This is a genomic window from Planococcus notacanthi (genome assembly GCF_030407825.1).
In the GTDB taxonomy this organism is placed as follows: Bacteria; Bacillota; Bacilli; order Bacillales_A; family Planococcaceae; genus Planococcus; species Planococcus notacanthi.
The window spans coordinates 1,498,045-1,522,897 of record NZ_JASDCQ010000001.1 but is presented as its reverse complement, the minus strand read 5'-3'; the positions used below and the strand labels follow the sequence as shown (position 1 = coordinate 1,522,897).

The following is a 24,853-nucleotide window of genomic DNA, read 5'->3' as shown; positions in this document are numbered from 1 at the left end:
TGCGGGTGTAGTTTAGTGGTAAAACCTCAGCCTTCCAAGCTGATGATGAGGGTTCGATTCCCTTCACCCGCTCCATTTTATATACATATGGGCCTATAGCTCAGCTGGTTAGAGCGCACGCCTGATAAGCGTGAGGTCGATGGTTCGAGTCCATTTAGGCCCACCATTCCGAAGTAGCTCAGTGGTAGAGCACCGCACTGTTAATGCGATGGTCGTAGGTTCGAGTCCTACCTTCGGAGCCATACTGGGGAAGTACTCAAGTGGCTGAAGAGGCGCCCCTGCTAAGGGTGTAGGTCGGGCAACCGGCGCGAGGGTTCAAATCCCTCCTTCTCCGCCAGTATATGGCCCCTTGGTCAAGCGGTTAAGACACCGCCCTTTCACGGCGGTAACACGGGTTCGAATCCCGTAGGGGTCATCATAAAAAGTGTCATGCATTCAGTTGCATGACACTTTTTTTCTTTTGTCCAGAAATGTAGCTGTGGACCGTCATCCCAAGCATGACGAGTACGATGCCGCACCAGGATAATGCAGAAGGCCATGCAATTGACAAGAAAAGGATTTCCCCTATTAAGGCAAATACAACTTCCATAGATTGGGTAGCTTCCACTGCGGCCAACTTTTGCATATTCCCTCTGACCAGATCCGTTGCTTTAAAAAACAGTACGGTGGCAATGACTCCTGAACTGATTGCCACGACCAGTGTTTGGATGCTTTGCGATCCCGTCGGTCCACCAACTGTAAACAGGCCATAGAGTGACAGCAAAAACCAAAAAGGAAGGCTCGCTAATGCCATTCCCAGTACTCTTTGATAAGCGTCCAGTCTGCCATCGCACACTTCCATCATCTTTCTATTTCCTAATGGATAGGCAAAAGCAGCGAGTATAACTGGAAGAAAACCGAACCATATTGAAGCTGAGGAAACAGAAGCTATGTGTTCCAATTGCATCAGGCTGACACCGGCCACGATGATAAGTGATACCAGCAATCCCTTAATGGGGATTTGGCCTCTGACTTGAAGGGGCCCTTTATTTGTATATAGAGTAATTAGAAAAAGTGGAGCCAGCAGCGTACCTGCTATTATGGTGATTTGCCATGTACCGGCTATTAGCCATCCCGGCGAATAGGCAGCGGCAAAACACAGTGGGGCATAGAACAACCCAAATCCGACAAAACTCCAGAGCGCCCATGCTCTTTTATTTTTGTTCATTTCCAGCAGCAATTGTTTCAAATTGCCTCGCATAAGAACAATAACCAACAAAAAAGGAACCATAAAAATAAAGCGGAGAGAAGCACTCCAAATCCAGCTGCCTCCGCCGGCTTCCATGATAGCGTTCAATACAAACGTAAAGGCGAAGAAAAATGCGGCGCAAATGCCGATAATGACAGGTTTCAGCTTCTTCCCCTCCAAACTAGAATCTCCTGAATTATCTATCTACTATATCGTATGGCTATCGATTTTTCAAAGTGTAATTTAAACACAAAAAGGGATCTCCGAAGAAATCCCTTTTGAGCCTTCTATTATAGTAGGTAGTCAATCAATAAACCGATGCCCAGCAAAAATGCGAAAAATGTATTTGTTTTACCTGTATCCTTCATAGCCGGCATTACTTGTAACGGTTCCGTATAGCGTTTAAAGATCTGCACAACTTTAACCGGTTTGAGGACGCTCAGAAAAACCAGTAAAGCCCAGGGTGTCAATGTCCCTGAAATAACTAGGATGACAATCCATGCATAAGCAATAATAAAGAATAACATCAGAATATTGACTGCTGCCGGTCTTCTAACTAAAATCGCCAGCGTCTTGCGGCCGCTTTCTTCATCTCCCACAATGTCACGGATATTATTGGACATCATGATAGCTGCCACCAACAAAGTACTCGGAACAGCAAGCAAAGATGCTTCCAGTGTCACGGTGCCTGTTTGAATATAGAAGGCGATGATGACGATCAAGTAGCCCATGACGACTCCGGAAAAGAGTTCTCCGAAAGGGGTATAGGCAATCGGATAAGGTCCGCCTGTATAAAGGTAGCCGATCATCATTGCCACTCCGCCTACGACTAATAGCCACCAAGTAGTCTGTGAACAAATATAGATTCCGATTGCACCGGCTATCACGTAAAGCAACAACGCCAACATCAGAACGGTTTTGGGTTTGACGCCGTTCCGTACGATTGCGCCGCCGATGCCGACAGATTTCTCGTTATCTAAGCCACGGGCGAAATCGTAATACTCATTGAACATATTCGTAGCTGCCTGAATCAATAAACTTGCGATCAGCATAGCTAAAAATAAAGTCCAGTTGATCGTAGAATAATGCAAAGCAATCATCGTTCCCAGAAAAACGGGAGCGAAGGAAGCGGTTAAGGTATGGGGACGGGTTAACTGCCACCAGACGCGCCATCCGCTGTCTGCCTGTAGTGAATGTGTCATGTATATCTCTCCTTTAATTCTTTCCACTCTTCATTGTACTTCAAAATAGAGGCAAATACAGCATATGATGTGCTGATTTTAGCAGAAAAGAGTATGATAGAGGATAGAGATTAAAAAGTAGAATACTGAATGAAATAAACTAAACTATTGTTTAAAACGGAGGTAATCAGGTGAATTCAGAATCGTATTCATCGACCCAGCAATTTGCGGAAAGCCGTTACGAAGGCTACCGCTTTTATACGGAAACAATCGAAGTAACCCGCATGTCCGCGTTAGCTTTTTTTGAAGCGGGCAGAGACGGCCATGCAGGAAAGCGCATGTATTGGCAAAATCGTGAAAAGACCTTTACGCTTGTTGGACTCGGGCATGCCCACGTTTTGACATCAGATGCGGCACAAGGCCGGTTTCAGAATATCAAAGTTGATTGGAAGAGCTTATGCCGGCAAATCGTCAATGAAGAGCATGCTGTACAGCCAGTGCTGTTTGGAGGATTTTCATTTGATCCGTTAAACGATAAGGAAAGTGAATGGACAAATTTCCCGCAAGCTTATTTCGCTGTGCCGACTTTCCAGCTTATTTTAAAAGGCGAGCAGGCTTACGTCAGCATTCATCTGATCACTGAACAACAAGAGAGCTTTGCCGAATTTGAGGCATTGCGCAAAGAGCGCGACAAGTTGATTCATGCAGCTCAAGTATCCGAAGTGGACAAATACGATAAGCCACAGGCAATTGGCCATCTGGAATTGAGAAAAGAGGAATACCTGCATTCCATTCAACAAGTCACCGACACCATCAAAGCTGAAGAGGTGGAGAAAGTCGTTATCGCACGTGCGTTGAAGCTGGAGTTCGATGAAAAACTTTCGCCGACGGCTGCCTTGTACCAGGTATCCAACGAACAACCCGAAAGTTTCCTCTTCGGGCTTGAAGCAGAAGAGCAGTTTTTCTTTGGGGCCACACCGGAACGGCTAGTGAAAGTGGAAGACAAAAAAGCACTTTCCACTTGTTTGGCGGGCTCTACGCCTCGCGGGAAAACTGTCGAGAAAGATACGGAACTGGGAAATGCTTTGCTGGCAGATCCCAAAAACCGTGGAGAACACCAATACGTGGTCAATATGATTTCTGAGGTTTTTGAAGCTTATTGCAGTCAGGCAAGTGTCCCTAAACTGCCGAAATTGATGAAGATCAGGGATATCCAGCACTTATATACACCGGTGGAAGGTAATTTAAATCCAGGTGCTACTTTGTTTGATTTGGTGGAAGCCCTCCACCCGACGCCAGCACTTGGTGGAGAGCCTAAACTGGAAGCTATGGAGATGATCCGGGAGTATGAGGCATTGAACCGCGGCTATTATGCAGCGCCCGTCGGCTGGATTGACGCTAAAGGAGACGGTGAATTCGCTGTTGCCATCCGTTCGGCTTTATTGGATGGAAAAGAGGCTTATTTATATGCGGGAGGCGGAATTGTAGCCGATTCTACACCGCAATCAGAGTATGACGAGACATGGGTTAAATTCAGACCGATGCTTCGGGCATTGGGAGGTCAATTGAGTGACGAGTCGTGAAGCATTAACAGAGTACGTATCCGCATTTACCCATTCGCTGGTCGAGCAGGGAGTGACGGACGCGGTTATCAGTCCGGGATCCCGTTCAACGCCGCTTGCCTATGCCTGTATGAAGCAGGAAGGGATGACAGTCTATCGGCAGATTGATGAACGTTCAGCAGCTTATTTTGCACTGGGCATGGCGAAGGCTTCCGGCAAACCGGTGATGTTGTTATGTACATCCGGAACGGCGGCAGCAAATTATTTTCCTGCAATCGTCGAAGCCTATTATGCACGGGTTCCATTGATTGTCGTAACGGCAGATCGTCCGCATGAACTGCGGGAAGTAGGGGCTCCTCAAGCAATCAATCAAATTAATTTATTTGGCTCACATGTGAAATGGGCGACGGATCTGCCATTGCCGGAAACGGAAAATCAATTGGCGTTCCTATCCCGCCATCTGCATCGTTCTGTCCGAAATGCCAGCAGCGAACCAAAAGGCCCGGTACATATCAATGTGCCTTTCCGCGAACCATTGCGTATTGATTTCGAACAGGCGTATGAAAGCCTTGGTGAAATTGCTCATTTTGGCGGTGAGATGTCATTGAGTGCTGATAGCCAGGCATTTCTGCAGGACCTTGTGAAAAAAGAAAAAGGCTTGCTGATTGTCGGCGAAATGACTGCACCGATGCCGGAGGAATTCTGGGGCTTTATTCAAAATCTCGGTTGGCCGGTATTGGCGGATCCGCTGTCGAATCTGCGGGGCAATGTGCCTGCGGAAGCAAGACACTTTTTTATCGATTCTTACGACGCTTTATTGAAAAGTGAAGCATTTAAAGAAGACGTGGTGCCTGAAGTGGTCATCCGCGTCGGACCGCAGCCGGTTTCAAAGCCATTGACTTTGTTCTTAGCTGCAGCAAAACCGGAAAAGTACATTGTCTTTGACGAAAGCCCCATGTTGCGGGATGCCCAATCCGTGGTGACGCACCATATCCAGGCATCGGCGAATAGTTTATGGAAAATGCCTATGGACACTGGAAATGCCAACTCTTACCGTGAAAAATGGACAGCAGCATCCGCCCTTTACTGGGAAGTTGTCGAGCGCCACTGCCAGGAAGAATTGGACGAAGGTGTCTTGGCCAAAGTATTTTTTGACAGATTGGAAGCTTGCGATCTGATTGTCGGCAGCAGCATGCCCATCCGTGACGTCGATACGTTTTTTAAAGCGACAGAGCGGGATGTTATGGTGTTTGCAAACCGGGGAGCAAACGGCATTGACGGCGTGGTCTCAACAGCATTCGGGGTTCAGGCTGCGAAACAGCGGCCGGCTTATCTGTTTATCGGTGATTTATCATTTCTGCATGATATGAATGGGCTGATTGCGTCCAAAATGCAGAAAACGGATCTGACTATTGTCATCATGAACAACGATGGTGGGGGCATCTTCTCCTATTTGCCTCAGTCTCAGGAAGAACGTCATTTTGAGGATTTGTTCGGAACGCCGACAGGACTGACTTTTGGTGATGTTGCGAAAATGTACGATGCACAGTATGCAGCGGTGGAAACGGCTGAGCAATTGGCAAAAGCATTGGACCAGCCGAAAAATAAAGCCGTAAAAATCATTGAAGTGTTTACGGACCGACAGCACAATGTTGTGACGCACCGCAAATTATGGAGCCGCTTTAATGAGGAGCTGGCAACACAATGAAACTGGACGTTAATGGAGTAAGCTACCATGTGGAGGTAATCAATGCCGACCAACAGGAAACGATTGTCTTTTTGCATGGCTTTACCGGCAGCACAAAAAGCTGGCAGCCGGTCATTGAAGGATGGAACGATGTGAAAATCGTTCTGATCGACTTGATTGGCCACGGCGAAACGGATTGTCCGGAAGAGATCGAGCATTATCGAATGCAACGGCAGGTGGAAGACCTGGATGCGTTGTTCGCCCAATTGGGTTTGGAGGGATTGACGCTTATCGGCTATTCGATGGGCGGACGCACCGCACTTGCTTATGCCTGCAATTTTCCGGAACGCCTTAAAGGATTGGTATTGGAAAGTGCGTCTCCGGGGCTTCGGACTGATGAAGAACAGCAAGAACGGCAGACCCGTGATGAAGGACTGGCGCAGCGGATTGCTGCCGGTGGAATAACGAATTTTGTTGACCATTGGGAAAACATTCCGTTGTTCAACAGCCAGAAATCCCTCTCTGAGCCGGTGAAACAAGCTATCCGGGAAGAAAGGTTGGCACAGAATCCCATTGGCCTTGCAAACAGTTTGAAAGGGATGGGCACAGGTGCGCAGGAATCTTACTGGGAGTTGCTGAAGAACTTAGAAACACCGGTTTTATTGGTGACAGGGCAATTGGATGGGAAGTTTAGAGCAATCGCCGAAGAGATGGCTGAGCTGCTGCCGGATGCTGTTCATAAAACTATTGAAGGCGGGCATGCAATACATGTGGAAAAACCTGCTGAATTTGCTACAATAGTAAGGGAGTATTCAAGTTTGAACTATCAAGGAGGAAAATCATGACACGCGAGTGGATTACAGAACGTACATATGAAGATATCAAGTATGAAATTTTTAATGGTATTGCTAAAATTACCATCAACCGTCCGGAAGTGCGCAATGCATTCCGTCCAAAAACGGTTCACGAATTGATCGATGCATTTTCACGTGCACGTGATAATTCAGATGTCGGCGTCATCATTTTGACAGGAGAAGGCGAAAAAGCTTTCTGTTCAGGCGGAGACCAATCCGTACGCGGACATGGCGGCTATGTAGGGGAAGATGAAATTCCGCGTTTGAACGTCTTGGACCTTCAGCGTTTGATCCGTGTTATTCCAAAACCGGTCATCGCAATGGTTGCAGGATATGCAATCGGCGGCGGACATGTCCTTCACGTAGTATGTGACTTGACGATCGCAGCTGATAACGCACGTTTCGGCCAAACTGGCCCGCGCGTTGGTTCATTTGATGCCGGCTATGGTTCGGGTTACTTGGCACGCATCATCGGACACAAGAAAGCACGTGAAATCTGGTACCTATGCCGTCAATACGATGCGCAGGAAGCATTGGATATGGGCTTAGTCAACACAGTGGTTCCTCTGGACCAGCTGGAAGACGAGACCGTTCAATGGTGCCAGGAAATGCTTGAAATGAGCCCAACTGCTCTTCGTTTCGTTAAAGCGGCAATGAATGCAGATACAGATGGCCTTGCCGGATTGCAGCAGATGGCTGGAGACGCGACATTGTTGTACTACACAACGGATGAAGCAAAAGAAGGCCGCGATGCGTTCAAAGAAAAACGCAAACCGGACTTTGGCCAATTCCCACGTTTCCCTTGATCACCGAATAATTGAAAGCTGTCCTCTCAGGGGACAGCTTTTTTTGAAGAAAGGATTTTTTAAAATGACGTATCCGAACTGGTTGAGCCAGCGGAGTTATTTGAGTGGAGACCGTATGGCCTTGTCATTCGAGGAGCGGCAATGGACATTTTCAGAAATCAATGATCTGGCGCTTGTTTATGCCGGCAAATTGTCAGCACTTGGCGTTAAAGCCGATTCGCGTGTAGCGATCCTTGCCAAGTCCAATCCTGATTTTGTTTTTGTCATGTACGGTTGCCTTCATTTAGGCTGTGAGATGGTCATGTTGAATGAGCGTTTGGCGAAAGCTGAACTGGCCTATCAAATTGAAGATGCCCAGGTAAATTATGTATTGGTGGTTGATGTCCTGAAGGAGAAAATAGACGCAGCCAATGTGATTTTGTTCAGCCAATTGGATGAAACGGAACCGGCAGCATTCGAACCGCAAAAACAATGGCAACAGGACCGCACCATTTCGATCATGTATACCTCGGGTACTACTGGGAACCCGAAAGGAGTCCGTCAGACAGCCGAGAATCATTTCTCCAGTGCAGTTTCATCAGCGCTTAATATAGGAATTGCCCCTGAAGATGTCTGGCTTTGTTCAGTCCCGCTGTTCCACATCAGCGGTTTTTCGATTCTCATGAGATCGCTAATCTACGGTATGGGAGTGCGGTTGTATGAAAAATTCGATGCCCAGCGCAGTGCAGAGGAAATCTGCAACGGCACGGTGACGTACATGTCCATGGTCGGGGTGATGCTGGAGCGTATTCTGGCAAATGTGGAAGAAGCCGCAATGCCGGCTTCTCCCCGTTTCAAAGCGATTCTTGCAGGAGGAGGACCGATTCCGGTCGCCTACATCAATCGCGCAGAAAAATGTGGAATTCCGGTGCTGCAGACATACGGCATGACGGAAACATCTTCTCAGACTACCACTTTGCAATCAGCGGATGCCGAACGAAAAATCGGCTCTTCCGGCAAACCGCTGTTTTTATATCAAGTGAAAATTGATGGCACAGAGGAACCGGGAGAAAAAGGCGAAATCCTTATTCACGGTCCTCAAGTCACGCCTGGATACATCGGCAAATTTGCTGAACGGAAAGTTCAGGAAGACGGCTGGCTCCATACCGGGGACATCGGTTATTTAGATAATGAAGGGTTTTTATTTGTGGTGGATCGCCGTTCAGACCTGATTGTTTCAGGTGGGGAAAATGTCTATCCCGCTGAAATTGAAAAAGTGTTGCTGGCCCATCCCGCTGTCCGTGAAGCCGGTGTATGCGGTGGGCCGAGTGATAAATGGGGAGAAGTTCCCGTAGCGTTCGTGGTGTTGAACAAAGAAGCGACGGCGGATGAGCTGTTGGTGTATTGCCGCGAGCAGATCGCTTCTTATAAAGTGCCAAAGCAGCTGCTGTTTGTTGAGGAGCTGCCCCGCAATGCCTCCAACAAGCTTTTGAGAAGAGAGTTGAGAACATGGCTGTAACCATCCGGGACATCCAGTTGGAAACGGTGCGGCAACCGCTGCGGAAACCGTTTAAAACGGTGCTGCAGCAAGTGGAAGAGCGTGAAGTGATCATTGTGTCGGTGACCGGTGATAAAGGGCATGTCGGCTACGGGGAATGCGTGGCTTTCGAAACGCCCTGGTATACAGAAGAGACGATTACCGGCTGCCGTTTTGTATTGGTGCATTCGTTGCTGCCGCTTCTTGACGGTAAAACCATCAGCCATCCAAACGAAGTTTGGGAGTTGTTCCAAACTGTCAAAGGCAACCGGATGGCCAAAGCGGCGGTTGAAATGGCGGTATGGGATTTGTTCGCCAAAGTGGACCAACAATCATTGTGGAAGTTTGTTGGAGGTTCCCGGCAAGCGATTCCAGCAGGCGTGGTTGTAGCTGCGGACCCTTCAAAAATAGCAGAGCAGGTGGCACAGGCTGTGAACTCCGGTTACCGGCGAATAAAAATAAAGATACACCCTGAAACAGATCGTACTTTATTGAAAACGATTGTTGCCGCCTACCCGGAAATCCTGTTTTTTGCAGATGCCAATGGCAGTTTCCAGACACACAGTGTTGAACGATTGAAAACATTCGACGATATCGGCTTTACGCTGATTGAACAGCCTTTTGGCGAACGGCAATGGGAGTTGCATGCACAGGCGAAAAAAGAGCTGGACACGAAGATCTGTTTGGATGAAAGTATTGCCTCTGTGGAAGATATGCAGGAAATGATTGACCGAGAAGCCGGCGACATTATCGTCTTGAAAATGAGCCGGCTTGGGGGATGGACAGAAACATTAAAAGTGATCGAACTGTGCCGGACCCATTCCATCGGTACCTGGGTCGGGGGAATGATTGAATTCGGCGTTTCCAAAGCCCATAATCTGGCTTTGGCATCGTTGCCGGGAATCATCTACCCTGGTGATTTTTCAGCTTCCGGACATTTCTGGGAGAAAGATATCATCGAGCCTGAAATCATAGTAGAAAATGGCGAAATCGTTTTGAGCGATCAACCGGGAATCGGTTATACAGTGGTCTGAATCAATTATGGTTCAGACCTTTTTTATCAGGTGGAATTTTTGTTTGCAGTTGGGAAATAATATGAGACAATGAATAAAAATTAACAGTAATGAATAATTAGCGGTTGTGATCATTCTTTTAAAGATCTGAGGGAAGAAGCCAGGGAGGTGCATCCATGTTTTTGAATCGAATCAGTTTATTGAAAGAAGAAATCGACGATTATGGACAGTATCCTTTTACTGTTCCTTCGATCGGCACTATGGATCAACTGGATTTGAGCAATCCAATTACTTTTTTTGTAGGGGAGAATGGCTCGGGCAAGTCTACATTGCTCGAGGCCATAGCGGATAAATGTGGTTTTAATACAGCTGGAGGAGGCCGCAATAATACCTATGAAGTCCATGCCGCTGAATCGGCATTGGGCGACTATATCCGGCTTTCCTGGATGCCGAAAGTCACGAATGGGTTCTTTATGCGTGCGGAATCGTTTTACAACTTTGCCACACATCTTGAAGAAATCGACGGGGATGGGTTCCAATCGTATGGAGGCCGTTCCTTGCACGAACAATCACACGGTGAATCATTCCTGTCTTTGTTCTTGAACCGTTTTAACGGCCGTGCCCTGTATTTGCTGGACGAGCCCGAGGCAGCATTATCGCCGCAGCGGCAATTGACGTTTCTGCGAATATTGAAGGATTTGATTGATGAGGAAAATTGCCAGTTCATCATCGCGACCCATTCGCCTATTCTTCTTGGCTATCCGGATGCCAAAATCTTGAGCTTTGATGGCGGCTCCATTGAAGAAATCGATTATGAAATGACAGACCATTACCGAATCACTAAATATTTTCTGGACCATCGGGAAAAGTTTTTGAAAGAGATTTTGGAGGATTGACAAGCCGTTGTACAATGGAAGAAAATGAGAATCATTAGTATAAACAAAAGGTGGGGTGAATGTGACAAATTCGGAGAGAGCAGCCATAAAAAATCTTGCTGTCGGCATGCCGGAAAAGATGGTCTATGGAGACGGCAAAACTATGGAAACGGCTATACGAAAAAAACAGGTGGAAAAAGTATATTTAACCAAAGATGGTTTCGAGGGAGATGGCGTGGCGGACCTGAAGCACCATGGGGGACCGGATCGCGCTGTCTGCATTTATCCTTATGAACATTATGATTACTGGAACAGCCATTTCGGCACACAATTGCCCCACGCTGCTTTTGGAGAAAACCTGACAGTAACGAATATGCTGGAGCAGGATGTCTGCATTGGCGATATTTTTCAGGTGGGAGAAGCCATTATTCAAGTGACGCAGGGTAGAGTTCCTTGCCATACAATCGACAAGCGGCTCGATATGAAGCCGCTGCTGAAAGACATGGTTAAGACAGGCTATACAGGATATTTATGCCGAGTCTTGGAAGAAGGGACAATCAGAGCCCATTCAACCATCCGTTTAGTATCGAAAGATCCTCAACAAGTATCGGTTCTCTATGCCAATGAAATCAATTTCCATCGCCCGAAAGATGTTGATGGCATCGTCAAAGTGCTTGAAGCGGAAGAACTTGCAGATGAATGGCGGCAATTTCTGACAAAGCGGTTGATTAAGCTGACTTCTGGAAAGTAGCATACCTTTTCTTTCCCATCAAAAAGCACGGCAGCGAAATTTCAGCTGCCGTGCTTTTTAATGGATTGGTGTACCTTTTTTATTTCAGAATTGTTTCCAGTACCTGCAGATTTTTTTCCATTAAGGTGAAGTAAGTTTCTTCGTTGTCGATATCCTCCTGTGTCAATACACCGAGATTATGCATTTGAATCGCTTCTGCACCTACTTCGTTTTGAATGACTTCCGTCAAATTGGAAGAAACATTTTGTTCGAAGACAATGTACTGAACGTCTTTTTCTTTCGCCAAATCGACGATTTTGGTCAACTCTTTTTGCGATGGTTCATCCTGGCTGTTCAATCCTGCAATCGCAACTTGTTCAAAGCCATAAGGTTCAGAAAGGTAGCTGAAAGCCGCGTGAGAGACGAAGAAAGTATCTTTGCTGACACGTTCAGACAAAGCTTCGAAGGATCGATCCAAAGTCTCTAACTCCGCAACCAGTTCCGTATAATTGCTTTCGTAAACTTCTGCATTTTCCGGATCAGCCTGTGTCAACGAAACCTTGATGGATTCCGCCAGTTTCTCGCTAAGCACCGGAGACATCCAGACATGTGGGTCAGTAGAACCGTGATCATGGCCATCGTGGCTTTCCGCTTCTTCGGCATGTGCTTCGTCATGCTCTTCTTTGTGTTCCTCTTCTTTATGGCCGAGAGCTGCTTCCAGGTCTTCATCTGAAATCTGATCGGCTGTGGCAACGAATTCGACGTTTTCATTCTGTAAAGTTTGTTTGGCGCTGTCGATAAATCCTTCCAGCCCCAGACCGATTGAAAACATCAAATCAGCATCTGCCAACTTGATCATCTCTTGCTGTGTAGGTTCAAAAGTATGTTCATTTGAACCTGCCGGATAGATTGATCGGACATCGACCAAATCTCCAGCAATGCGCTCAGTGAAATAAGTCAGGGGATAAACTGTTGTGTACACCTGCAGCTTTTCCGGATCTCCATCCACGCTTTGTGCTTCTTCACTTGTCTTTCCACAAGCTGCCAATAACAAAATCAAGGATACCAATAATAGAATCTTTTTCATATTCAACCTCCAAAATGTAACGATTACGTTTTAATGACTATTTGAATATTACAGGAAGCTCTTTAAAAACACAAGAAAAACCACCAATTATTTTTTTGGTGGCCATTCTTCCGGGACAAAATCAATCCCGCCTTTATGGAAAGGGTGACAGCTCAAAATGCGTTTTGCTGCCAAATATCCGCCTTTCAATGCGCCGTGCTTCTCGACCGCTTCGATGCCATAATGGGAACAGGTCGGATAGAAACGGCAGCTTGGTGGAGACAATGGCGAGATGAACCGCTGGTAGAAGCGGAAAATATTCAGTAAAACCGTCTTCATGATTGTTCAGCTCTTTTCGGGTAAGTTCTTTATATGTTTATTGTAGGGGCATAAGAGGTATAAATAAAGTATAAGAACTTATCAAACTAACTGGAGTGTGATTGGAAATGTCAAACGAATTAAACCACGAATTAAACGTACAGGTGGCTACATGGTCTGTAGCTTATACAAAATTACATAATTTTCATTGGTACGTTAAAGGGCCTTCGTTCTTTACTCTACATGTAAAATTTGAAGAATTGTATAACGAAGCAACCCTTCATATGGATGAAATCGCTGAGCGCTTGCTGGCATTGGGCGGAAAACCGGTCGCTACAATGAAAGAGCAGCTTGAGCTGTCCGTTATTGAAGAAGCAAACAAAAAAGAAACAGCCGAAGAAATGGTTGATACCGTTGTCAGTGACTACGACAAAATCATGAAATCTTTGAAAAAAGGCATGGAATTGGCGGCTAAAGACGGCGACGACATGACAGAAGATATGCTGAATGCTATTCACCAGAACCTCGAAAAACATTCTTGGATGTTATCAGCATTCCTGGGTGAAAAGAAGTAAAATAGAACTATACAAGCGTACACTGAATTCTAGTGTACGCTTTTCCTATGGCATCGGGGTGAAAAAATGCAGTATACAGATTTAAACGGCTATTTATGTCAATTATCATTCGAAGAAAACAGCTTCTCAATTGAGAGCAGGCATGTGTTGGTGATCAGCCGTTACAAAGGGCAATGGCTATTGACACGGCATAATGAGCGCGGACTGGAATTTCCCGGAGGCAAAGTAGAAGCGGGTGAAAGTTTACAGGAGGCGGCGATGAGGGAAGTTTATGAAGAAACGGGCGCTCATCTGAAGGACCTAGAATGGTTTGCAGAATACGTGGTTTTTTCGGAAATTCCTTTTTGCAAAACGGTCTTTACAGGGGAAATCGAAAAAATTGATCGGATCACGCTTCTTGAAACGCAAGGAATCGTGTTATCAGGAAATTTGGAGTTGGACGACAGCTACAGTTTTTTGATGAAAGACGAAGGAATGAAGACAATAATAGAGAAGGTGAAGCAGCTTGGAAAATGGAATGATTGATAAAAAGAAACCTTATCCATCACCGAATCCTCATGTCCGTTTGACGGAAATTATTTATTGGTCGGAAGGATTAAGGGTAAAAGGCATGCTGGCAGAGCCTAAGGAGCCCGGAAACTATAGCGGCATTTTGTATTTAAGGGGTGGCATCCAGTCGATCGGAATGGTGCGCCCTGCTCGGATCGCCCAATTTGCGGCACAGGGCTTTGTCGTGTTTGCGCCTTATTACAGAGGCAACCGGGGTGGTGAAGGCCGTGATGAATTTGCGGGGGCAGACCGGTGGGATGCGGTCCATGCAGTCGATGTCCTGAAGCACTACAGCAACGAAAACGTGCATCTGCTGGCGTTTTCAAGAGGCGGCATCATGGCTTTATGGACGGCAATCCTTCGCCCGGATATTGCATCTGTCGTTACGTGGGCGGGTGTAACAGATACAGTACTGACATATAAAGAGCGGCCGGACATGCGGCGCATGATGAAACGGCTCTATGGCGGGACGCCCAACACAGCATTGGCTGAATACGAAGAACGCAATCCCTTGTTGCGGATCGAGGAAAGTGCAGCCCCTTTTTTGATCATTCATGGCCTGAAGGATGAAAACGTCTATCCGGCTCAAGCTTTTCTGTTGGAAGAAGCATTAAAGCTGAATGGGCAGACGCACGAAACCTGGTATTTTCCGGATTACACACATTTTTTTCCGCCGGCAGCAAATCGCCAAACAGTACAAGCAGTCTGTAAGTGGATGGGTGAACAAGAAAAAAAATGATTTAACTGAATCCAAACAAAAAAACCGTTCGGATTTCTCCGAACGTTTTTTTAACATATGCTTATTTTTGAAGTGGTCCGCCGAGTGTAGTAATTTCCGGTGCGACAGTACCGAACTTTTGGAAGTTCTCTTGGAATTTCTGTGCCAATTCCGTTGCTTTCTGGTCATAAGCTTCTTTGTCTGCCCATGCATTGCGTGGGTTCAATACTTCTGTCGGCACTCCTGGTACTTCTACAGGAATCTCGAGGCCGAAGATCGCTTCTTTTTCGGTCGGTACGTTGTTCAACTCGCCTTTGATGGCAGCGCGAACCATTGTACGCGTGTAAGAAAGCTTCATGCGGCTGCCGACTCCGTAGACGCCGCCAGTCCAACCTGTGTTGACAAGGAAGACTTGAACGCTGTGCTCATCGATTTTATTGCCGAGCATTTCTGCATAGACCGTTGCGTGCAACGGCAGGAATGGTGAACCGAAGCAAGTAGAGAATGTTGCTTCAGGAGATGTAATGCCGCGTTCTGTACCAGCCAATTTTGATGTATAGCCGCTTAGGAAATGGTACATCGCCTGTTCTTTCGTCAACTTGCTGATTGGAGGCAAGACGCCGAATGCATCTGCTGTCAAGAAGACGATCGTTTTCGGATGTCCAGCAATTGAAGGGTCTACAATATTATCGATTGCCTGCATTGGGTAAGCAGCACGTGTATTTTCAGTCAATGAACCATCGTTGTAGTCAGGGATGCGTGTATCCGGATCCACTACCACGTTTTCAAGGACAGAACCAAAACGGATGGCGTCGTAGATTTGTGGTTCGTTTTCGCGTGACAAGTTGATGGTTTTGGCATAGCAGCCGCCTTCGATATTGAAGACGCCATTATCGGACCAGCCATGCTCGTCATCACCGACCAATTTACGGTCTCCATCAGCTGACAAAGTCGTTTTGCCTGTACCGGACAAGCCGAAGAACAAAGTCACATCGCCGTCTTGGCCAACGTTCGCTGAACAGTGCATAGGAAGAATGCCTTTTTCAGGCAATAAGTAGTTCATGATTGAGAAGATGGACTTCTTCATTTCGCCGGCGTATTCAGTACCCCCGATCAAAATGATGCGTTGTTCCATCGATACAATGATGAATGTTTCAGAAGCGGTCCCATCAACTGCAGGGTCTGCCATGAATGTAGGAGCATAGACTACAGTGAATTCAGCTTCATGCGTTTTCAATTCTTCAGCCGTCGGACGGATGAACAATTGGTGGGCAAACAGGTTATGCCACGCGTATTCATTGATTGTTTGGATCGGTACACGGGATTCGTGGTCAGCTCCGGCGAATCCTTTGAATACGTATAGCGCATCTTTTTCTTTTAGGTGTTTAAGCACTTTAGCGTACAGGTTTTCGAACACTTCGCTGGAAATCGGACGGTTCACATTGCCCCAGTCGACTTTGTTTTTAGAACTTTCTTCTTCGACCATGTATTTGTCTTTCGGCGAGCGGCCTGTGTATTTCCCAGTCTCCGCTTTAACAGCGCCTTCCCGTGTCAAAACCGCTTCTCCGCGGGATGTTGCTGCTTCCACTAATTGTGGCACTGATAATTGAACATGTACATTTGGGCCAGTTAAAAGATCCTTCAAATCGTTTGCAAAGTTCACTGAAGTCATATATATGTACCTTCCTTTTCTGTTATTCCCATGGCGATGGGGAGGATGTATATTCGTTCATTAGTATAACACATTAGGTTCATTAGTCTATACTAATTCGCTGCAGAATTGAAAAAATATTGAAATAAGGTTCTATATTAGGGGATTGGGAAGGACGGAGGCCGTTGCTCCTTGGAAAATTCGAAGGTCATATTGTTTTAAAGATGGGGCTAACTCCCATCATAACAGGAGCTGAATGAAATCACATAATCCCAATGAGAAATTATTGCAGTTTCCTGGCCGATAGGAAAAGAACTTCACGAATGTTCACTGCGTAGGATGAGAACATTCAGCAATAAAATTTGAGCATTTTATTCGCCGAAATCGTTGACATCCCCGAACTATTTCCGTATGATGAAAAATTGAACGGATACTCTTATTCCGAGCTGGTGGAGGGGACAGGCCCTATGAAACCCGGCAACCTGCTGCAACTGCAGTGATGGTGCCAAACCTGAAACAAGGCTTACAGGCCTTGGATGATAAGAGTGAAAGGTGCTTATGATGATTCTCCTTTCCTCATGACGAATGAGTGAAGGGATTTTTTTATGGAATGCCCTTAATCCTCGTGTGAAAGGCCACAGACGGCTTGAAGTTCAATCCGGAAATTCCGGAACGGACTTGACATGGGAAACGAGTACCGTATCAATTTCGAGAGCAATCTCGCAGGATATAAGGAGGAACATTTTTTGAAAAACCGTCGATTATTTACTTCAGAATCAGTAACAGAAGGGCATCCGGACAAAATCTGTGACCAAATCTCAGATGCTATTTTGGATGCAATCTTAACCGAGGATCCAAACGCACGTGTTGCGTGTGAAACGACTGTAACGACAGGACTTGTTTTAGTAGCAGGGGAGATCACTACGTCCACTTATGTGGACATTCCAAAAGTCGTTAGACAAACGGTAAGAGAAATTGGATACACACGCGCTAAATATGGTTTCGATTCAGAAACAAGTGCAGTTCTTACAGCGATCGATGAGCAATCGCCGGATATTGCTGCCGGAGTCAATGTGGCACTTGAATCACGTGAAGGCCAAATGACAGATAAAGAAATGGACGATATCGGAGCAGGCGACCAAGGGTTGATGTTCGGATATGCCAACAACGAAACAGAAGAATTAATGCCATTGCCGATTTCATTGGCGCATAAATTGGCGCGCCGCTTGGCTGAAGTGCGCAAGGAAGAAATTCTTCCGTATTTGCGTCCGGATGGCAAAACGCAGGTGACAGTTGAATACGATGAAAACAATCAACCGCTTCGTGTAGATACGATTGTTATTTCTACTCAGCACCACCCAGAAGTAACGCTGGAGCAAATCCAACGCAATATCAAAGAATACGTCATCAATGAAGTCGTTCCAGCTAAATGGATCGATGAAGATACTAAATACTTCATCAATCCAACTGGTCGTTTCGTTATTGGCGGACCTCAAGGAGATGCGGGCTTGACTGGCCGCAAAATCATCGTGGATACTTATGGTGGCTATGCTCGCCACGGCGGCGGAGCTTTCTCTGGTAAAGATGCAACAAAAGTTGACCGTTCAGCAGCTTATGCAGCCCGTTATGTAGCGAAAAACATCGTTGCTGCAGGCCTTGCAGACAAATGCGAAGTGCAGTTGGCGTATGCAATCGGTGTAGCACATCCTGTGTCCATCGCTTTCGATACATTCGGCACCGGCAAAGTGGATGAAGACAAATTGGCCGATTTGGTACGGGCGAACTTTGATTTGCGTCCTGCCGGCATCATCAAAATGTTGGATCTGCGCCGCCCGATCTACAAGCAGACAGCGGCCTACGGACATTTTGGCCGTACAGATGTTGATCTTCCTTGGGAACGTACTGACAAAGCAGCAATCCTTAAAGAACAAGCTGGCGTAGAAGCTGGTATTTAATTAGCACACAATAAAAAAGAACGGCCAGGCAGCGATGCCTGGCCGTTCTTTTTCTGTTTTATGAAGTGGAGCTGGTCTGCAGTTTATCAACACGTTTGCCTATCGCTTCTATCAATTCAGCGGGAAGTGGAAAATTCATAGCCGCAGGATCTGACTGGACTGCCGCTATAGTGGTCGGCAGTGAATCGTCAGGAATATTGTATTTCGAAAAATCTTTCGGTAAGCCTACTTCTTCCTGCAAATCGCGGATTTTCTGTACTACTTCCTCGAGCAAATTTTGTGGAGACTTGTCACGAATGTCCACATTTAAGGCCTGCGCCAGCTGGTCGATTTTCGGCAAATACAGGGCTGGAATCATCTCGATAACATGAGGCAGGAAAACGGCATTCGCAAGTCCGTGTGGAATGCGGTATAGAGCGCCATATGCATGAGCCAGGTTATGGACAGGAATGGCGTTCAGCGCGAAGCTGAAAGCAGTAATCCCCATGGTGCTGGCCTGCAGCATTTCCATGCGTGCTTTGATATTGCTGCCATTGTTGACTGCTTCAACAATGTTTTTTTCGAACATCCGGATGGTCTGAAGCGCGTAGGCGTCGGTAAATCCAGTTGCTGTCGGTGACGCGAGCGCTTCAATGGCATGTGTCAATGCGTCAAATCCGGTAAAAGCCGTAATGAACGGTGGCAAGCCGAGTGTTAGATCAGGATCCAGAACAGCCATATTGGCGCTGATGAAGGGGTGAATAATATTTGTTTTGACCTTTTTTTCTTCATTGTAGATTACGGCAATCGGCGATACTTCCGAACCAGTCCCGGCAGTGGTCGGAACGGCGATATGCGGAATGGGAATAAATTGAGCTTCTGGCCAGGTATAATGTGCCAAACCGCCCGGGATCGCTTTTTTGATGTCGGTCAATCCGTGGTGTAAGGCAAACTTGATGCCTTTCACGGTATCCAAGACACTGCCGCCTCCAACAGCCAATAAAGAGTCAGCTGCCATTTCTCTTGCATACTGGATAGCGCGGTTTACAGATTCACTGCCCGCATCCTGCTGGATGTCGGTGAAGATGCCGACCAATTGAGTGCCGGTGCCGTTTTGTGTCAAGCGGAATATCTCTGCTACTTTATCAACGATACCGGCATCTTTCAGTCCTTGGTCGCTGAAGAGCACGACCCGTTTGGCGCCAAGCCCATTTAATAGGTCTGGTATCATTGCCCTCGTATTGGAGCCGCTGTGGATAGTGGTCATCAATGCGAAATTCGAATAGGTTGTAATCAATGAGAGTCACCCCAATCTTTAAAATTAGTGGTCATTTGTTCCTTCAGGAAACAGCAGTCCAAATGCAAGGCGGCGCTCAAGTTCCGGCACCATGGAAGTATGGACATGTTTTAATTGCGTATAGGCGTCCAACGAATACTTGCCCATTTCACGGCCGATGCCGCTTTGCTTATACCCGCCGAAAGGCGCATCATTCCGCAGCATATGCCAGTCATTGATCCAGATGACGCCGGCTTTAATTTTGCGGGCAACATCATAGGCTTTATTGACATCCTGGGTCCATACGCCGCCGGCAAGGCCGTAGATTGAGTCGTTGGCCATCTTAATGGCTTCGTCCACATCGTTGTAGCGGATGATTGTCAGGACCGGACCGAAGATTTCTTCCTGCGCGATAGCCATATCGTTGGTGACATCCGCAAAAATAGTCGGCTCGATAAAATAACCGTTTTCAAACCCTTCAACTACAGCTTCTTTTCCGCCGCAGACTAGCCGGGCACCTTCCTTAATGCCGGTGTCAATGTAGGAAAGAATGGTCTCTTTCTGCCGCTGTGAGATGACGGGGCCCATAGCAGTCGTTTCTTCCAATTGATTGCCAAGCTTCAGCGTTTTTGTCAGTTCGGCAAGTTTTTCGACCACGACATCATGGAGCGAGTCTGGAACAAACAGGCGAGTGCCCGATTCGCATAGCTGGCCCGAATGGAGAAAGACACCGAACAGGCTGCCGGGCAAGGCGATTTCAAGATCTGCGTCTTCCAACAGAATATTAGGCGACTTGCCGCCTAGTTCGAGGGTGATATTCTTGATTGATTCGGCTGCGATTTTCATGATATTGCGCCCGACTTCAGTTGAACCGGTAAAAGCAACTTTGCTGACTTTCGGATGGCGGACAAGCGGTTCGCCAACTTCAGTCCCGGATCCGGCGACTACATTGATGACACCGGGAGGAACGACTTGTGAAATGATTTCAGCCAAGCGCAGAGCGGTCACCGGTGTATGGCTGGCCGGCTTTAATACGATGGTGTTGCCGGTAGCGAGAGCAGGCGCAATTTTCCAAGCCGCAATCAATAGGGGCATATTCCATGGAGTGATGGCTGCGCATACGCCGATTGGTTCCCGCCAGACAAAGTTATGGGCAGGGCCTGGGAAAAGCGGCGATGGCAATGTTTCAGTGAACGGGTAGTCCACAACAAATTTCGCCATTTGCTGGAACAGGTCGATGATGCTCATAATGTCGTTCCCTGCAATGCGTCGGACAGTTCCACCGGAAGTCAATGATTCCAAGTAGATGAGTTCATCTTTATTCATCGCAATGGCGTCGGCAATCCGGTTAAGTGCCTCGGCTCTTTCCAACGGAGTCATTTGGCTCCAACCGGAATTTTCAAAAGCGTCCAGGGCTGCTTCAACTGCCTGGTCGACTTCTGTCGCCGAACCTTTTGCAACTTTTGCCACTACTTCACCTGTAGCGGGATTATGGACGTCGAAAGTTTCGCCGCTTGAAGAAGAAACCCAAGCGCCGTTGATGAAATGTGAAAATTTTTGTACTCCAACTTGAATGGACATGGCTTTACCCCCTAATTGAATTTTTCTATAAGACAAGATATGATGAAGCTTAACTGATGAAAAGACGGAATATTCAAAAATAAATGTAAGGGCTTTCAAGTAGAGTGTAAATTTGCGCGGTGTATAAGTCTATCCCTGAAAATGTAGGGGTGAAGAGGGAGGCAGATAGATGAAGGTTTTACCGGTTTCTGCAGAGCGGTTTATCGATAGTTTATTGGATACAGGCAGTACTGAAGACAAAATCAATCGGATAGTCGAAGGCTTTTTCATCTTATTTCCATTTTCAAGGCTCTCATTATTTTCTTATTCACCCATCAACTTCATCAGTGAATTGATTTTTTCGCTGCATGCTGACGGATCAATGCTCAACCAGGATGCTATTCGCGAAGACATCCGTACAATCCAGCCAATTTACGAGGCTGTTCTGAATAAGAAAGCCCGCTACATAACCGTTAGTGAAGATCATTCTGAGTTGCCTGCAAAATATGTGAAAAAATATAAGCTTTCTTCTGTTCTCGTTGTGCCTATCAAAACAGGAGCGATGGTCATCGGCTGCGTATTGATTGATGGGTACAAAGGGGAAGAAAGCGATAAAGAGTCGATGGTCCAATCGGCAGAAAATTATTTCGGGAGGGCGTTTATCAAATTGTCTTTATTTGATGATAAACATATGGGACATAAATTGAGCCCACGGGAAATCGAAGTTCTTGAACAGTTGTCAATAGGGTGGAGCACAAAGGAAATGGCCATGAATATGGGAATCAGTGAATTTACCGCAAGGGACTATATCGCATCCGCAATGAAAAAATTGAACGTCAAGCACCGGGCACAAGCCATTGGCGAAGCAATCAGGAGCGGATTGATTTCATAAAAGGATTTTACATACAAAAAGAAGCGATGGACTAAGTCCACTGCTTCTTTTGTTTAACAGATTTTATTCTTTCTGAAGAGACTTGTAATAAGCCCCTTTTTCCGCATATTCGCGAACGATGCGTTCCATGTCGATTTTGTCATCTTCGCGCAGTTCACGGACCACTTTTGCGGGACGGCCGAGCGCAAGCATGCCGGGTGGAATGACTTTTCCGGGAGGAACCAAGCTGCCCGCTCCGACAAATGCGCCTTCTCCGATTTCCGCTCCGTCGAGAATGACGGACCCCATGCCTACCAGCGCCCCTTTGCGGATGATGCAGCTATGCAAAGTCACTTGATGGCCAATGGTCACTTCATCTTCCAAAAGCAAGGTTTTGCCAGGGCTTTGATGAAGCATGCAAAGATCCTGGATATTGACTTTATTGCCGATAATGGTTGGTGAGACATCGCCGCGGATAACCGTGTTGAACCAAACCGATGAATGGGCGCCAATCGTCACATCACCCGAGATGGTCGTATAGTCAGCGATGAAAACCGATGGATCGATTTGGGGGAATTTGTCTTTATATGGATAAATCATGGCAAAGCTCCTTTAAAAAAGATAAGATATTCTATAATCGTAACAAATCAAATCAAAACGTCAAATAGGAAATACAGCAGTAAGAATTATTGGTGGAGAAAGGAAGTCGGAATATGTGGAAATGGCAGGCGGAAGGCACAGCAAAAGCGGTAGTGGTATTGATCCATAGCGCGTATGAGCAGCATCTGCGTTATGCATGGCAAATTGAGAAATGGCGATCGGCTGGATTTCATGTCTATACGGGAGATTTGCCGGGCCATGGCAGGAATGCTGGTGCCGATCACGTACACCGTGAATCGTTTGATGACTACGAGCAGGCAGTAAGTGAAATGCTGAAACTGTCATCGGAAAATGATTTGCCGGTATTTGTCATAGCGCATGGACTGGGCGCAACCATAGCGATGAATGTGCTGGCAAACCGAAAGTTCAATGTGGCCGGTGCCATTTTCACCTCTCCATGGCTTCAATTGAAGAAATTGCCTCCGAAAGCACCTCATGCATTTCCGGGAGTTTCTCAGTTGACGGGCCGGAGGAAAATGGAACATGGCATTGAACTCCGCCATTTGACCAGAGACCAATTTTCCTTAGATCAGGAAACTGAAAACAAACTGTACCATTCAGTCATCACCTCTGGATGGTATAAGGAGTTGCAGAGCTATATGAAAGAAACCGCAGCTGCTGTCGACTTGTATCCTCGGATTCCGACGTATCTGCATACAGCAGAGCGGGATATGATTACTGAAATAGACGCATCCCGGCAATGGCTGCTGAAGCAGCAGCTTACCGAGTTTAGTTATAAGGAATGGAAATTCTGCTATCACGACATTTTTCAGGAACCGGAAAAAGAAGAAGTTTTTCAAGCGGCGCAAGCATTTATCTATACAGTGCTGCGGTCGGTCGGTTACTTGGTTGAAGAGTGAACGAGAATAAATGGCACAGAGGAGAGATTACAATGGCATTAAGCTATAGCATACTGGACCAATCCCCGATTTCAGAAGGCAGTTCACCGCAGGAAGCCTTGAAACAGACGGCGGTTCTCGCACAAAAAGCTGAGCAATGGGGGTATACCCGCTTTTGGGTGTCTGAGCATCACGATGCGACGACCCTGGCCGGCTCTTCGCCAGAAGTGCTGATCGCCCATCTCGGAGCGGTGACCAACACTATTCGGTTGGGATCGGGGGGTGTCATGCTGCCGCATTATGCCCCTTTTAAAATTGCTGAAAACTTTAAGCTGCTGGAAGCGTTGTATCCAGACAGAATCGATGCCGGAGTCGGCCGTGCACCTGGAGGCATGCCGCGTGCTTCCTATGCATTGAACGAAGGCAAAAAACGGGACACCAGCCAATTCCCTAAACAAATCGATGAGCTGCGCATGTACTTGATGGATTCGATTCCCGAAGAACATCCGTATTACGGAATGAAAGCGACACCGGTGACGAAGCATAGCCCGCCGATCTGGATATTGGGGTCAAGTGAAAACTCGGCACAGCTGGCAGCGGAAAAAGGATTGCCTTATATGTTCGCTCATTTCATCAATGGCGAAGGCGGACAGGAGTTTGCCAAAGAATACCGGAAACAGTTTAAGTCTCATAAAGAAAGCGAACCCCGGGTAGGCTTCGCGATATTCGTCGTCTGTCAGGAAACGGCCGAACAGGCGGAGTGGGTGGCTTCATCGATGGATCTGTCCTTGTGCATGGGTGCGCAGGGAATGCCTTCAAAAGGCACACCGCCTCCTGAAAATGCTAGGGCATATCCCTATTCCAAATTTGAAAAGTTATTGGTCGCTGAAAACCGCCGCCGAATGGTCGTCGGTACACCGGAGCAGGTAGTGGACAAACTGGAAATTATGTCATCCGAATATGGAGCGGATGAAGTGATGCTGGTTTCATCGGCTTACGACTTTAATGACAAACTTAAAACTTTCCGATTGATTGCGGAAGAAATGCAGAAACGCCGATAGGAGAAATCTTATCGGCGTATTTTTATGGCAGATTTTTGTTTCCAAAAATTTAGAATAAAAAAGGGGAATTCAGTAAAAATGGATTGAATATTCAAATTATTTTATTTCATTGTATACATTTAATTTTTAAAAATATATGTTCAAAGCAGATATCGAAAGATAAAAATACCATCTGTCATCATCTATGTAACTGCAGTTAAAGTAGATGTTAGGATTTGTAATCCTTATTTGGGAAAGAGGTGTGAAATGAAAAAAGCAGCCGCCGTTTTTTCGCAATATTTGCGATTGCTGCAGCCTTTGCTTATTTGACCGGCCATGATGAA

Annotated in this window: 23 protein-coding genes, 5 tRNA genes and 1 riboswitch; of the genes, 20 read left to right on the top strand and 8 right to left on the bottom strand. The window is 46.6% G+C overall.

Annotation, left to right across the window (positions count from 1 at the left end; all coding sequences use genetic code 11):
- Nucleotide 1 precedes the first annotated feature (1 nt).
- The 5 genes from QMA01_RS07460 to QMA01_RS07440 all read left to right on the top strand — a co-directional run bounded on the left by QMA01_RS07460 (nucleotide 2) and on the right by QMA01_RS07440 (nucleotide 415).
- Nucleotides 2–75: transfer RNA gene (locus tag QMA01_RS07460), tRNA-Gly, on the top strand.
- Nucleotides 76–89: 14 nt separating this feature from the next.
- Nucleotides 90–166 (top strand) — tRNA-Ile (locus QMA01_RS07455).
- A 1-nt stretch (nucleotide 167) separates the two neighbouring features.
- Nucleotides 168–242 (top strand) — tRNA-Asn (locus QMA01_RS07450).
- A 4-nt stretch (nucleotides 243–246) separates the two neighbouring features.
- A tRNA-Ser gene (locus QMA01_RS07445) sits at nucleotides 247–337 on the top strand.
- A 6-nt stretch (nucleotides 338–343) separates the two neighbouring features.
- Nucleotides 344–415, top strand: a tRNA-Glu gene (locus tag QMA01_RS07440).
- A 12-nt stretch (nucleotides 416–427) separates the two neighbouring features.
- Here QMA01_RS07440 and QMA01_RS07435 read toward each other — a convergent pair.
- A complete protein-coding gene (locus QMA01_RS07435; RefSeq protein ID WP_290214659.1) occupies nucleotides 428–1,393 on the bottom strand; it encodes a DMT family transporter in 966 nt (321 codons plus the stop codon).
- 125 nt (nucleotides 1,394–1,518) lie between these two features.
- On the bottom strand, nucleotides 1,519–2,430 hold the full coding sequence (locus QMA01_RS07430; RefSeq protein ID WP_290214638.1) for a 1,4-dihydroxy-2-naphthoate polyprenyltransferase: 912 nt from the start codon (nucleotides 2,428–2,430) through the stop codon (nucleotides 1,519–1,521).
- Nucleotides 2,431–2,600: 170 nt separating this feature from the next.
- Between QMA01_RS07430 and QMA01_RS07425 the strand changes: the two genes are divergently transcribed.
- From QMA01_RS07425 to QMA01_RS07390, 8 genes are all read left to right on the top strand, one after another.
- On the top strand, nucleotides 2,601–3,992 hold the full coding sequence (locus QMA01_RS07425) for an isochorismate synthase (RefSeq protein WP_203341249.1): 1,392 nt from the start codon (nucleotides 2,601–2,603) through the stop codon (nucleotides 3,990–3,992).
- A complete protein-coding gene (menD, locus tag QMA01_RS07420; protein WP_290214637.1) occupies nucleotides 3,979–5,679 on the top strand; it encodes a 2-succinyl-5-enolpyruvyl-6-hydroxy-3-cyclohexene-1-carboxylic-acid synthase in 1,701 nt (566 codons plus the stop codon). Before QMA01_RS07425 ends, menD begins: the two co-directional genes overlap by 14 nt.
- Nucleotides 5,676–6,503, top strand: coding sequence for a 2-succinyl-6-hydroxy-2,4-cyclohexadiene-1-carboxylate synthase (menH, locus tag QMA01_RS07415; protein WP_290214636.1), 828 nt, complete (start codon nucleotides 5,676–5,678; stop codon nucleotides 6,501–6,503). Before menD ends, menH begins: the two co-directional genes overlap by 4 nt.
- A complete protein-coding gene (gene menB / locus QMA01_RS07410) occupies nucleotides 6,500–7,318 on the top strand; it encodes a 1,4-dihydroxy-2-naphthoyl-CoA synthase (RefSeq protein WP_191716657.1) in 819 nt (272 codons plus the stop codon). The genes menH and menB overlap by 4 nt, the downstream gene beginning before the upstream one ends.
- A gap of 64 nt (nucleotides 7,319–7,382) precedes the next feature.
- Nucleotides 7,383–8,816 carry an o-succinylbenzoate--CoA ligase gene (locus QMA01_RS07405; protein WP_290187076.1) on the top strand — a complete coding sequence of 478 codons (1,434 nt, stop codon included), beginning with the start codon at nucleotides 7,383–7,385 and terminating at the stop codon, nucleotides 8,814–8,816.
- Nucleotides 8,807–9,868 carry an o-succinylbenzoate synthase gene (menC, locus tag QMA01_RS07400; protein WP_290214635.1) on the top strand — a complete coding sequence of 354 codons (1,062 nt, stop codon included), beginning with the start codon at nucleotides 8,807–8,809 and terminating at the stop codon, nucleotides 9,866–9,868. Before QMA01_RS07405 ends, menC begins: the two co-directional genes overlap by 10 nt.
- 155 nt (nucleotides 9,869–10,023) lie before the next feature.
- Complete coding sequence (locus tag QMA01_RS07395; protein WP_191716659.1) at nucleotides 10,024–10,743, top strand: AAA family ATPase; 720 nt, start codon at nucleotides 10,024–10,026, stop codon at nucleotides 10,741–10,743.
- Between the two features lie 61 nt (nucleotides 10,744–10,804).
- Complete coding sequence (locus QMA01_RS07390) at nucleotides 10,805–11,473, top strand: MOSC domain-containing protein (protein ID WP_290214633.1); 669 nt, start codon at nucleotides 10,805–10,807, stop codon at nucleotides 11,471–11,473.
- A gap of 79 nt (nucleotides 11,474–11,552) precedes the next feature.
- Here QMA01_RS07390 and QMA01_RS07385 read toward each other — a convergent pair whose 3' ends face one another.
- Together QMA01_RS07385 and yidD are read right to left on the bottom strand one after the other, a co-directional pair.
- Nucleotides 11,553–12,539 (bottom strand): metal ABC transporter solute-binding protein, Zn/Mn family, encoded by a 987-nt coding sequence (locus QMA01_RS07385; RefSeq protein WP_290214632.1) that lies wholly within the window; start codon nucleotides 12,537–12,539, stop codon nucleotides 11,553–11,555.
- An 87-nt stretch (nucleotides 12,540–12,626) separates the two neighbouring features.
- On the bottom strand, nucleotides 12,627–12,857 hold the full coding sequence (yidD, locus tag QMA01_RS07380; protein WP_290214631.1) for a membrane protein insertion efficiency factor YidD: 231 nt from the start codon (nucleotides 12,855–12,857) through the stop codon (nucleotides 12,627–12,629).
- A gap of 107 nt (nucleotides 12,858–12,964) precedes the next feature.
- On the opposite strand from yidD, the gene QMA01_RS07375 reads away from it, so the two are divergent.
- The 3 genes from QMA01_RS07375 to QMA01_RS07365 all read left to right on the top strand — a co-directional run bounded on the left by QMA01_RS07375 (nucleotide 12,965) and on the right by QMA01_RS07365 (nucleotide 14,699).
- Nucleotides 12,965–13,411, top strand: coding sequence for a Dps family protein (locus tag QMA01_RS07375; RefSeq protein ID WP_290214630.1), 447 nt, complete (start codon nucleotides 12,965–12,967; stop codon nucleotides 13,409–13,411).
- Between the two features lie 66 nt (nucleotides 13,412–13,477).
- Nucleotides 13,478–13,936, top strand: a complete 459-nt coding sequence (gene ytkD / locus QMA01_RS07370) for an RNA deprotection pyrophosphohydrolase (protein WP_290214629.1) — start codon at nucleotides 13,478–13,480, stop codon at nucleotides 13,934–13,936.
- Nucleotides 13,917–14,699, top strand: a complete 783-nt coding sequence (locus QMA01_RS07365) for an alpha/beta hydrolase family protein (RefSeq protein ID WP_290187050.1) — start codon at nucleotides 13,917–13,919, stop codon at nucleotides 14,697–14,699. Before ytkD ends, QMA01_RS07365 begins: the two co-directional genes overlap by 20 nt.
- A gap of 61 nt (nucleotides 14,700–14,760) precedes the next feature.
- Here QMA01_RS07365 and pckA read toward each other — a convergent pair whose 3' ends face one another.
- Nucleotides 14,761–16,350: a phosphoenolpyruvate carboxykinase (ATP) gene (pckA, locus tag QMA01_RS07360; protein WP_290214628.1), complete on the bottom strand. Its 1,590-nt coding sequence runs from the start codon at nucleotides 16,348–16,350 to the stop codon at nucleotides 14,761–14,763.
- Nucleotides 16,351–16,762: 412 nt separating this feature from the next.
- Nucleotides 16,763–16,875, top strand: a riboswitch (SAM riboswitch).
- Between the two features lie 200 nt (nucleotides 16,876–17,075).
- On the opposite strand from pckA, the gene metK reads away from it, so the two are divergent.
- A complete protein-coding gene (gene metK / locus QMA01_RS07355; protein WP_290214627.1) occupies nucleotides 17,076–18,284 on the top strand; it encodes a methionine adenosyltransferase in 1,209 nt (402 codons plus the stop codon).
- A gap of 58 nt (nucleotides 18,285–18,342) precedes the next feature.
- On the opposite strand, the gene QMA01_RS07350 is transcribed toward metK, so the two are convergent.
- Together QMA01_RS07350 and QMA01_RS07345 are read right to left on the bottom strand one after the other, a co-directional pair.
- On the bottom strand, nucleotides 18,343–19,560 hold the full coding sequence (locus QMA01_RS07350) for an iron-containing alcohol dehydrogenase (protein WP_290214626.1): 1,218 nt from the start codon (nucleotides 19,558–19,560) through the stop codon (nucleotides 18,343–18,345).
- Nucleotides 19,561–19,584: 24 nt separating this feature from the next.
- Nucleotides 19,585–21,120, bottom strand: a complete 1,536-nt coding sequence (locus QMA01_RS07345) for an aldehyde dehydrogenase family protein (protein ID WP_290214625.1) — start codon at nucleotides 21,118–21,120, stop codon at nucleotides 19,585–19,587.
- Nucleotides 21,121–21,289: 169 nt separating this feature from the next.
- On the opposite strand from QMA01_RS07345, the gene QMA01_RS07340 reads away from it, so the two are divergent.
- Entirely contained in the window at nucleotides 21,290–21,991 is a 702-nt protein-coding gene (locus QMA01_RS07340; protein ID WP_290214624.1) for a response regulator transcription factor, read from the top strand.
- 63 nt (nucleotides 21,992–22,054) lie between these two features.
- Here QMA01_RS07340 and QMA01_RS07335 read toward each other — a convergent pair whose 3' ends face one another.
- Nucleotides 22,055–22,570 (bottom strand): gamma carbonic anhydrase, encoded by a 516-nt coding sequence (locus tag QMA01_RS07335; RefSeq protein ID WP_290214623.1) that lies wholly within the window; start codon nucleotides 22,568–22,570, stop codon nucleotides 22,055–22,057.
- A 113-nt stretch (nucleotides 22,571–22,683) separates the two neighbouring features.
- Here QMA01_RS07335 and QMA01_RS07330 point away from each other — a divergent pair, with 113 nt between their 5' ends.
- A complete protein-coding gene (locus QMA01_RS07330; RefSeq protein WP_290187045.1) occupies nucleotides 22,684–23,490 on the top strand; it encodes an alpha/beta hydrolase in 807 nt (268 codons plus the stop codon).
- 32 nt (nucleotides 23,491–23,522) lie between these two features.
- Nucleotides 23,523–24,530 carry an LLM class flavin-dependent oxidoreductase gene (locus tag QMA01_RS07325; RefSeq protein ID WP_290187043.1) on the top strand — a complete coding sequence of 336 codons (1,008 nt, stop codon included), beginning with the start codon at nucleotides 23,523–23,525 and terminating at the stop codon, nucleotides 24,528–24,530.
- Nucleotides 24,531–24,853 lie beyond the last annotated feature (323 nt).

Coding starts and splice junctions, on each gene's coding strand:
- QMA01_RS07430 (WP_290214638.1), bottom strand. CDS start 2,430: ATGACACATTCACTACAGGCAGACAGCGGATGGCGCGTCTGGTGGCAG.
- menH (WP_290214636.1), top strand. CDS start 5,676: ATGAAACTGGACGTTAATGGAGTAAGCTACCATGTGGAGGTAATCAAT.
- menB (WP_191716657.1), top strand. CDS start 6,500: ATGACACGCGAGTGGATTACAGAACGTACATATGAAGATATCAAGTAT.
- QMA01_RS07405 (WP_290187076.1), top strand. CDS start 7,383: ATGACGTATCCGAACTGGTTGAGCCAGCGGAGTTATTTGAGTGGAGAC.
- menC (WP_290214635.1), top strand. CDS start 8,807: ATGGCTGTAACCATCCGGGACATCCAGTTGGAAACGGTGCGGCAACCG.
- QMA01_RS07395 (WP_191716659.1), top strand. CDS start 10,024: ATGTTTTTGAATCGAATCAGTTTATTGAAAGAAGAAATCGACGATTAT.
- QMA01_RS07385 (WP_290214632.1), bottom strand. CDS start 12,539: ATGAAAAAGATTCTATTATTGGTATCCTTGATTTTGTTATTGGCAGCT.
- yidD (WP_290214631.1), bottom strand. CDS start 12,857: ATGAAGACGGTTTTACTGAATATTTTCCGCTTCTACCAGCGGTTCATC.
- QMA01_RS07375 (WP_290214630.1), top strand. CDS start 12,965: ATGTCAAACGAATTAAACCACGAATTAAACGTACAGGTGGCTACATGG.
- ytkD (WP_290214629.1), top strand. CDS start 13,478: ATGCAGTATACAGATTTAAACGGCTATTTATGTCAATTATCATTCGAA.
- pckA (WP_290214628.1), bottom strand. CDS start 16,350: ATGACTTCAGTGAACTTTGCAAACGATTTGAAGGATCTTTTAACTGGC.
- QMA01_RS07345 (WP_290214625.1), bottom strand. CDS start 21,120: ATGTCCATTCAAGTTGGAGTACAAAAATTTTCACATTTCATCAACGGC.
- QMA01_RS07340 (WP_290214624.1), top strand. CDS start 21,290: ATGAAGGTTTTACCGGTTTCTGCAGAGCGGTTTATCGATAGTTTATTG.
- QMA01_RS07335 (WP_290214623.1), bottom strand. CDS start 22,570: ATGATTTATCCATATAAAGACAAATTCCCCCAAATCGATCCATCGGTT.
- QMA01_RS07330 (WP_290187045.1), top strand. CDS start 22,684: ATGTGGAAATGGCAGGCGGAAGGCACAGCAAAAGCGGTAGTGGTATTG.
- QMA01_RS07325 (WP_290187043.1), top strand. CDS start 23,523: ATGGCATTAAGCTATAGCATACTGGACCAATCCCCGATTTCAGAAGGC.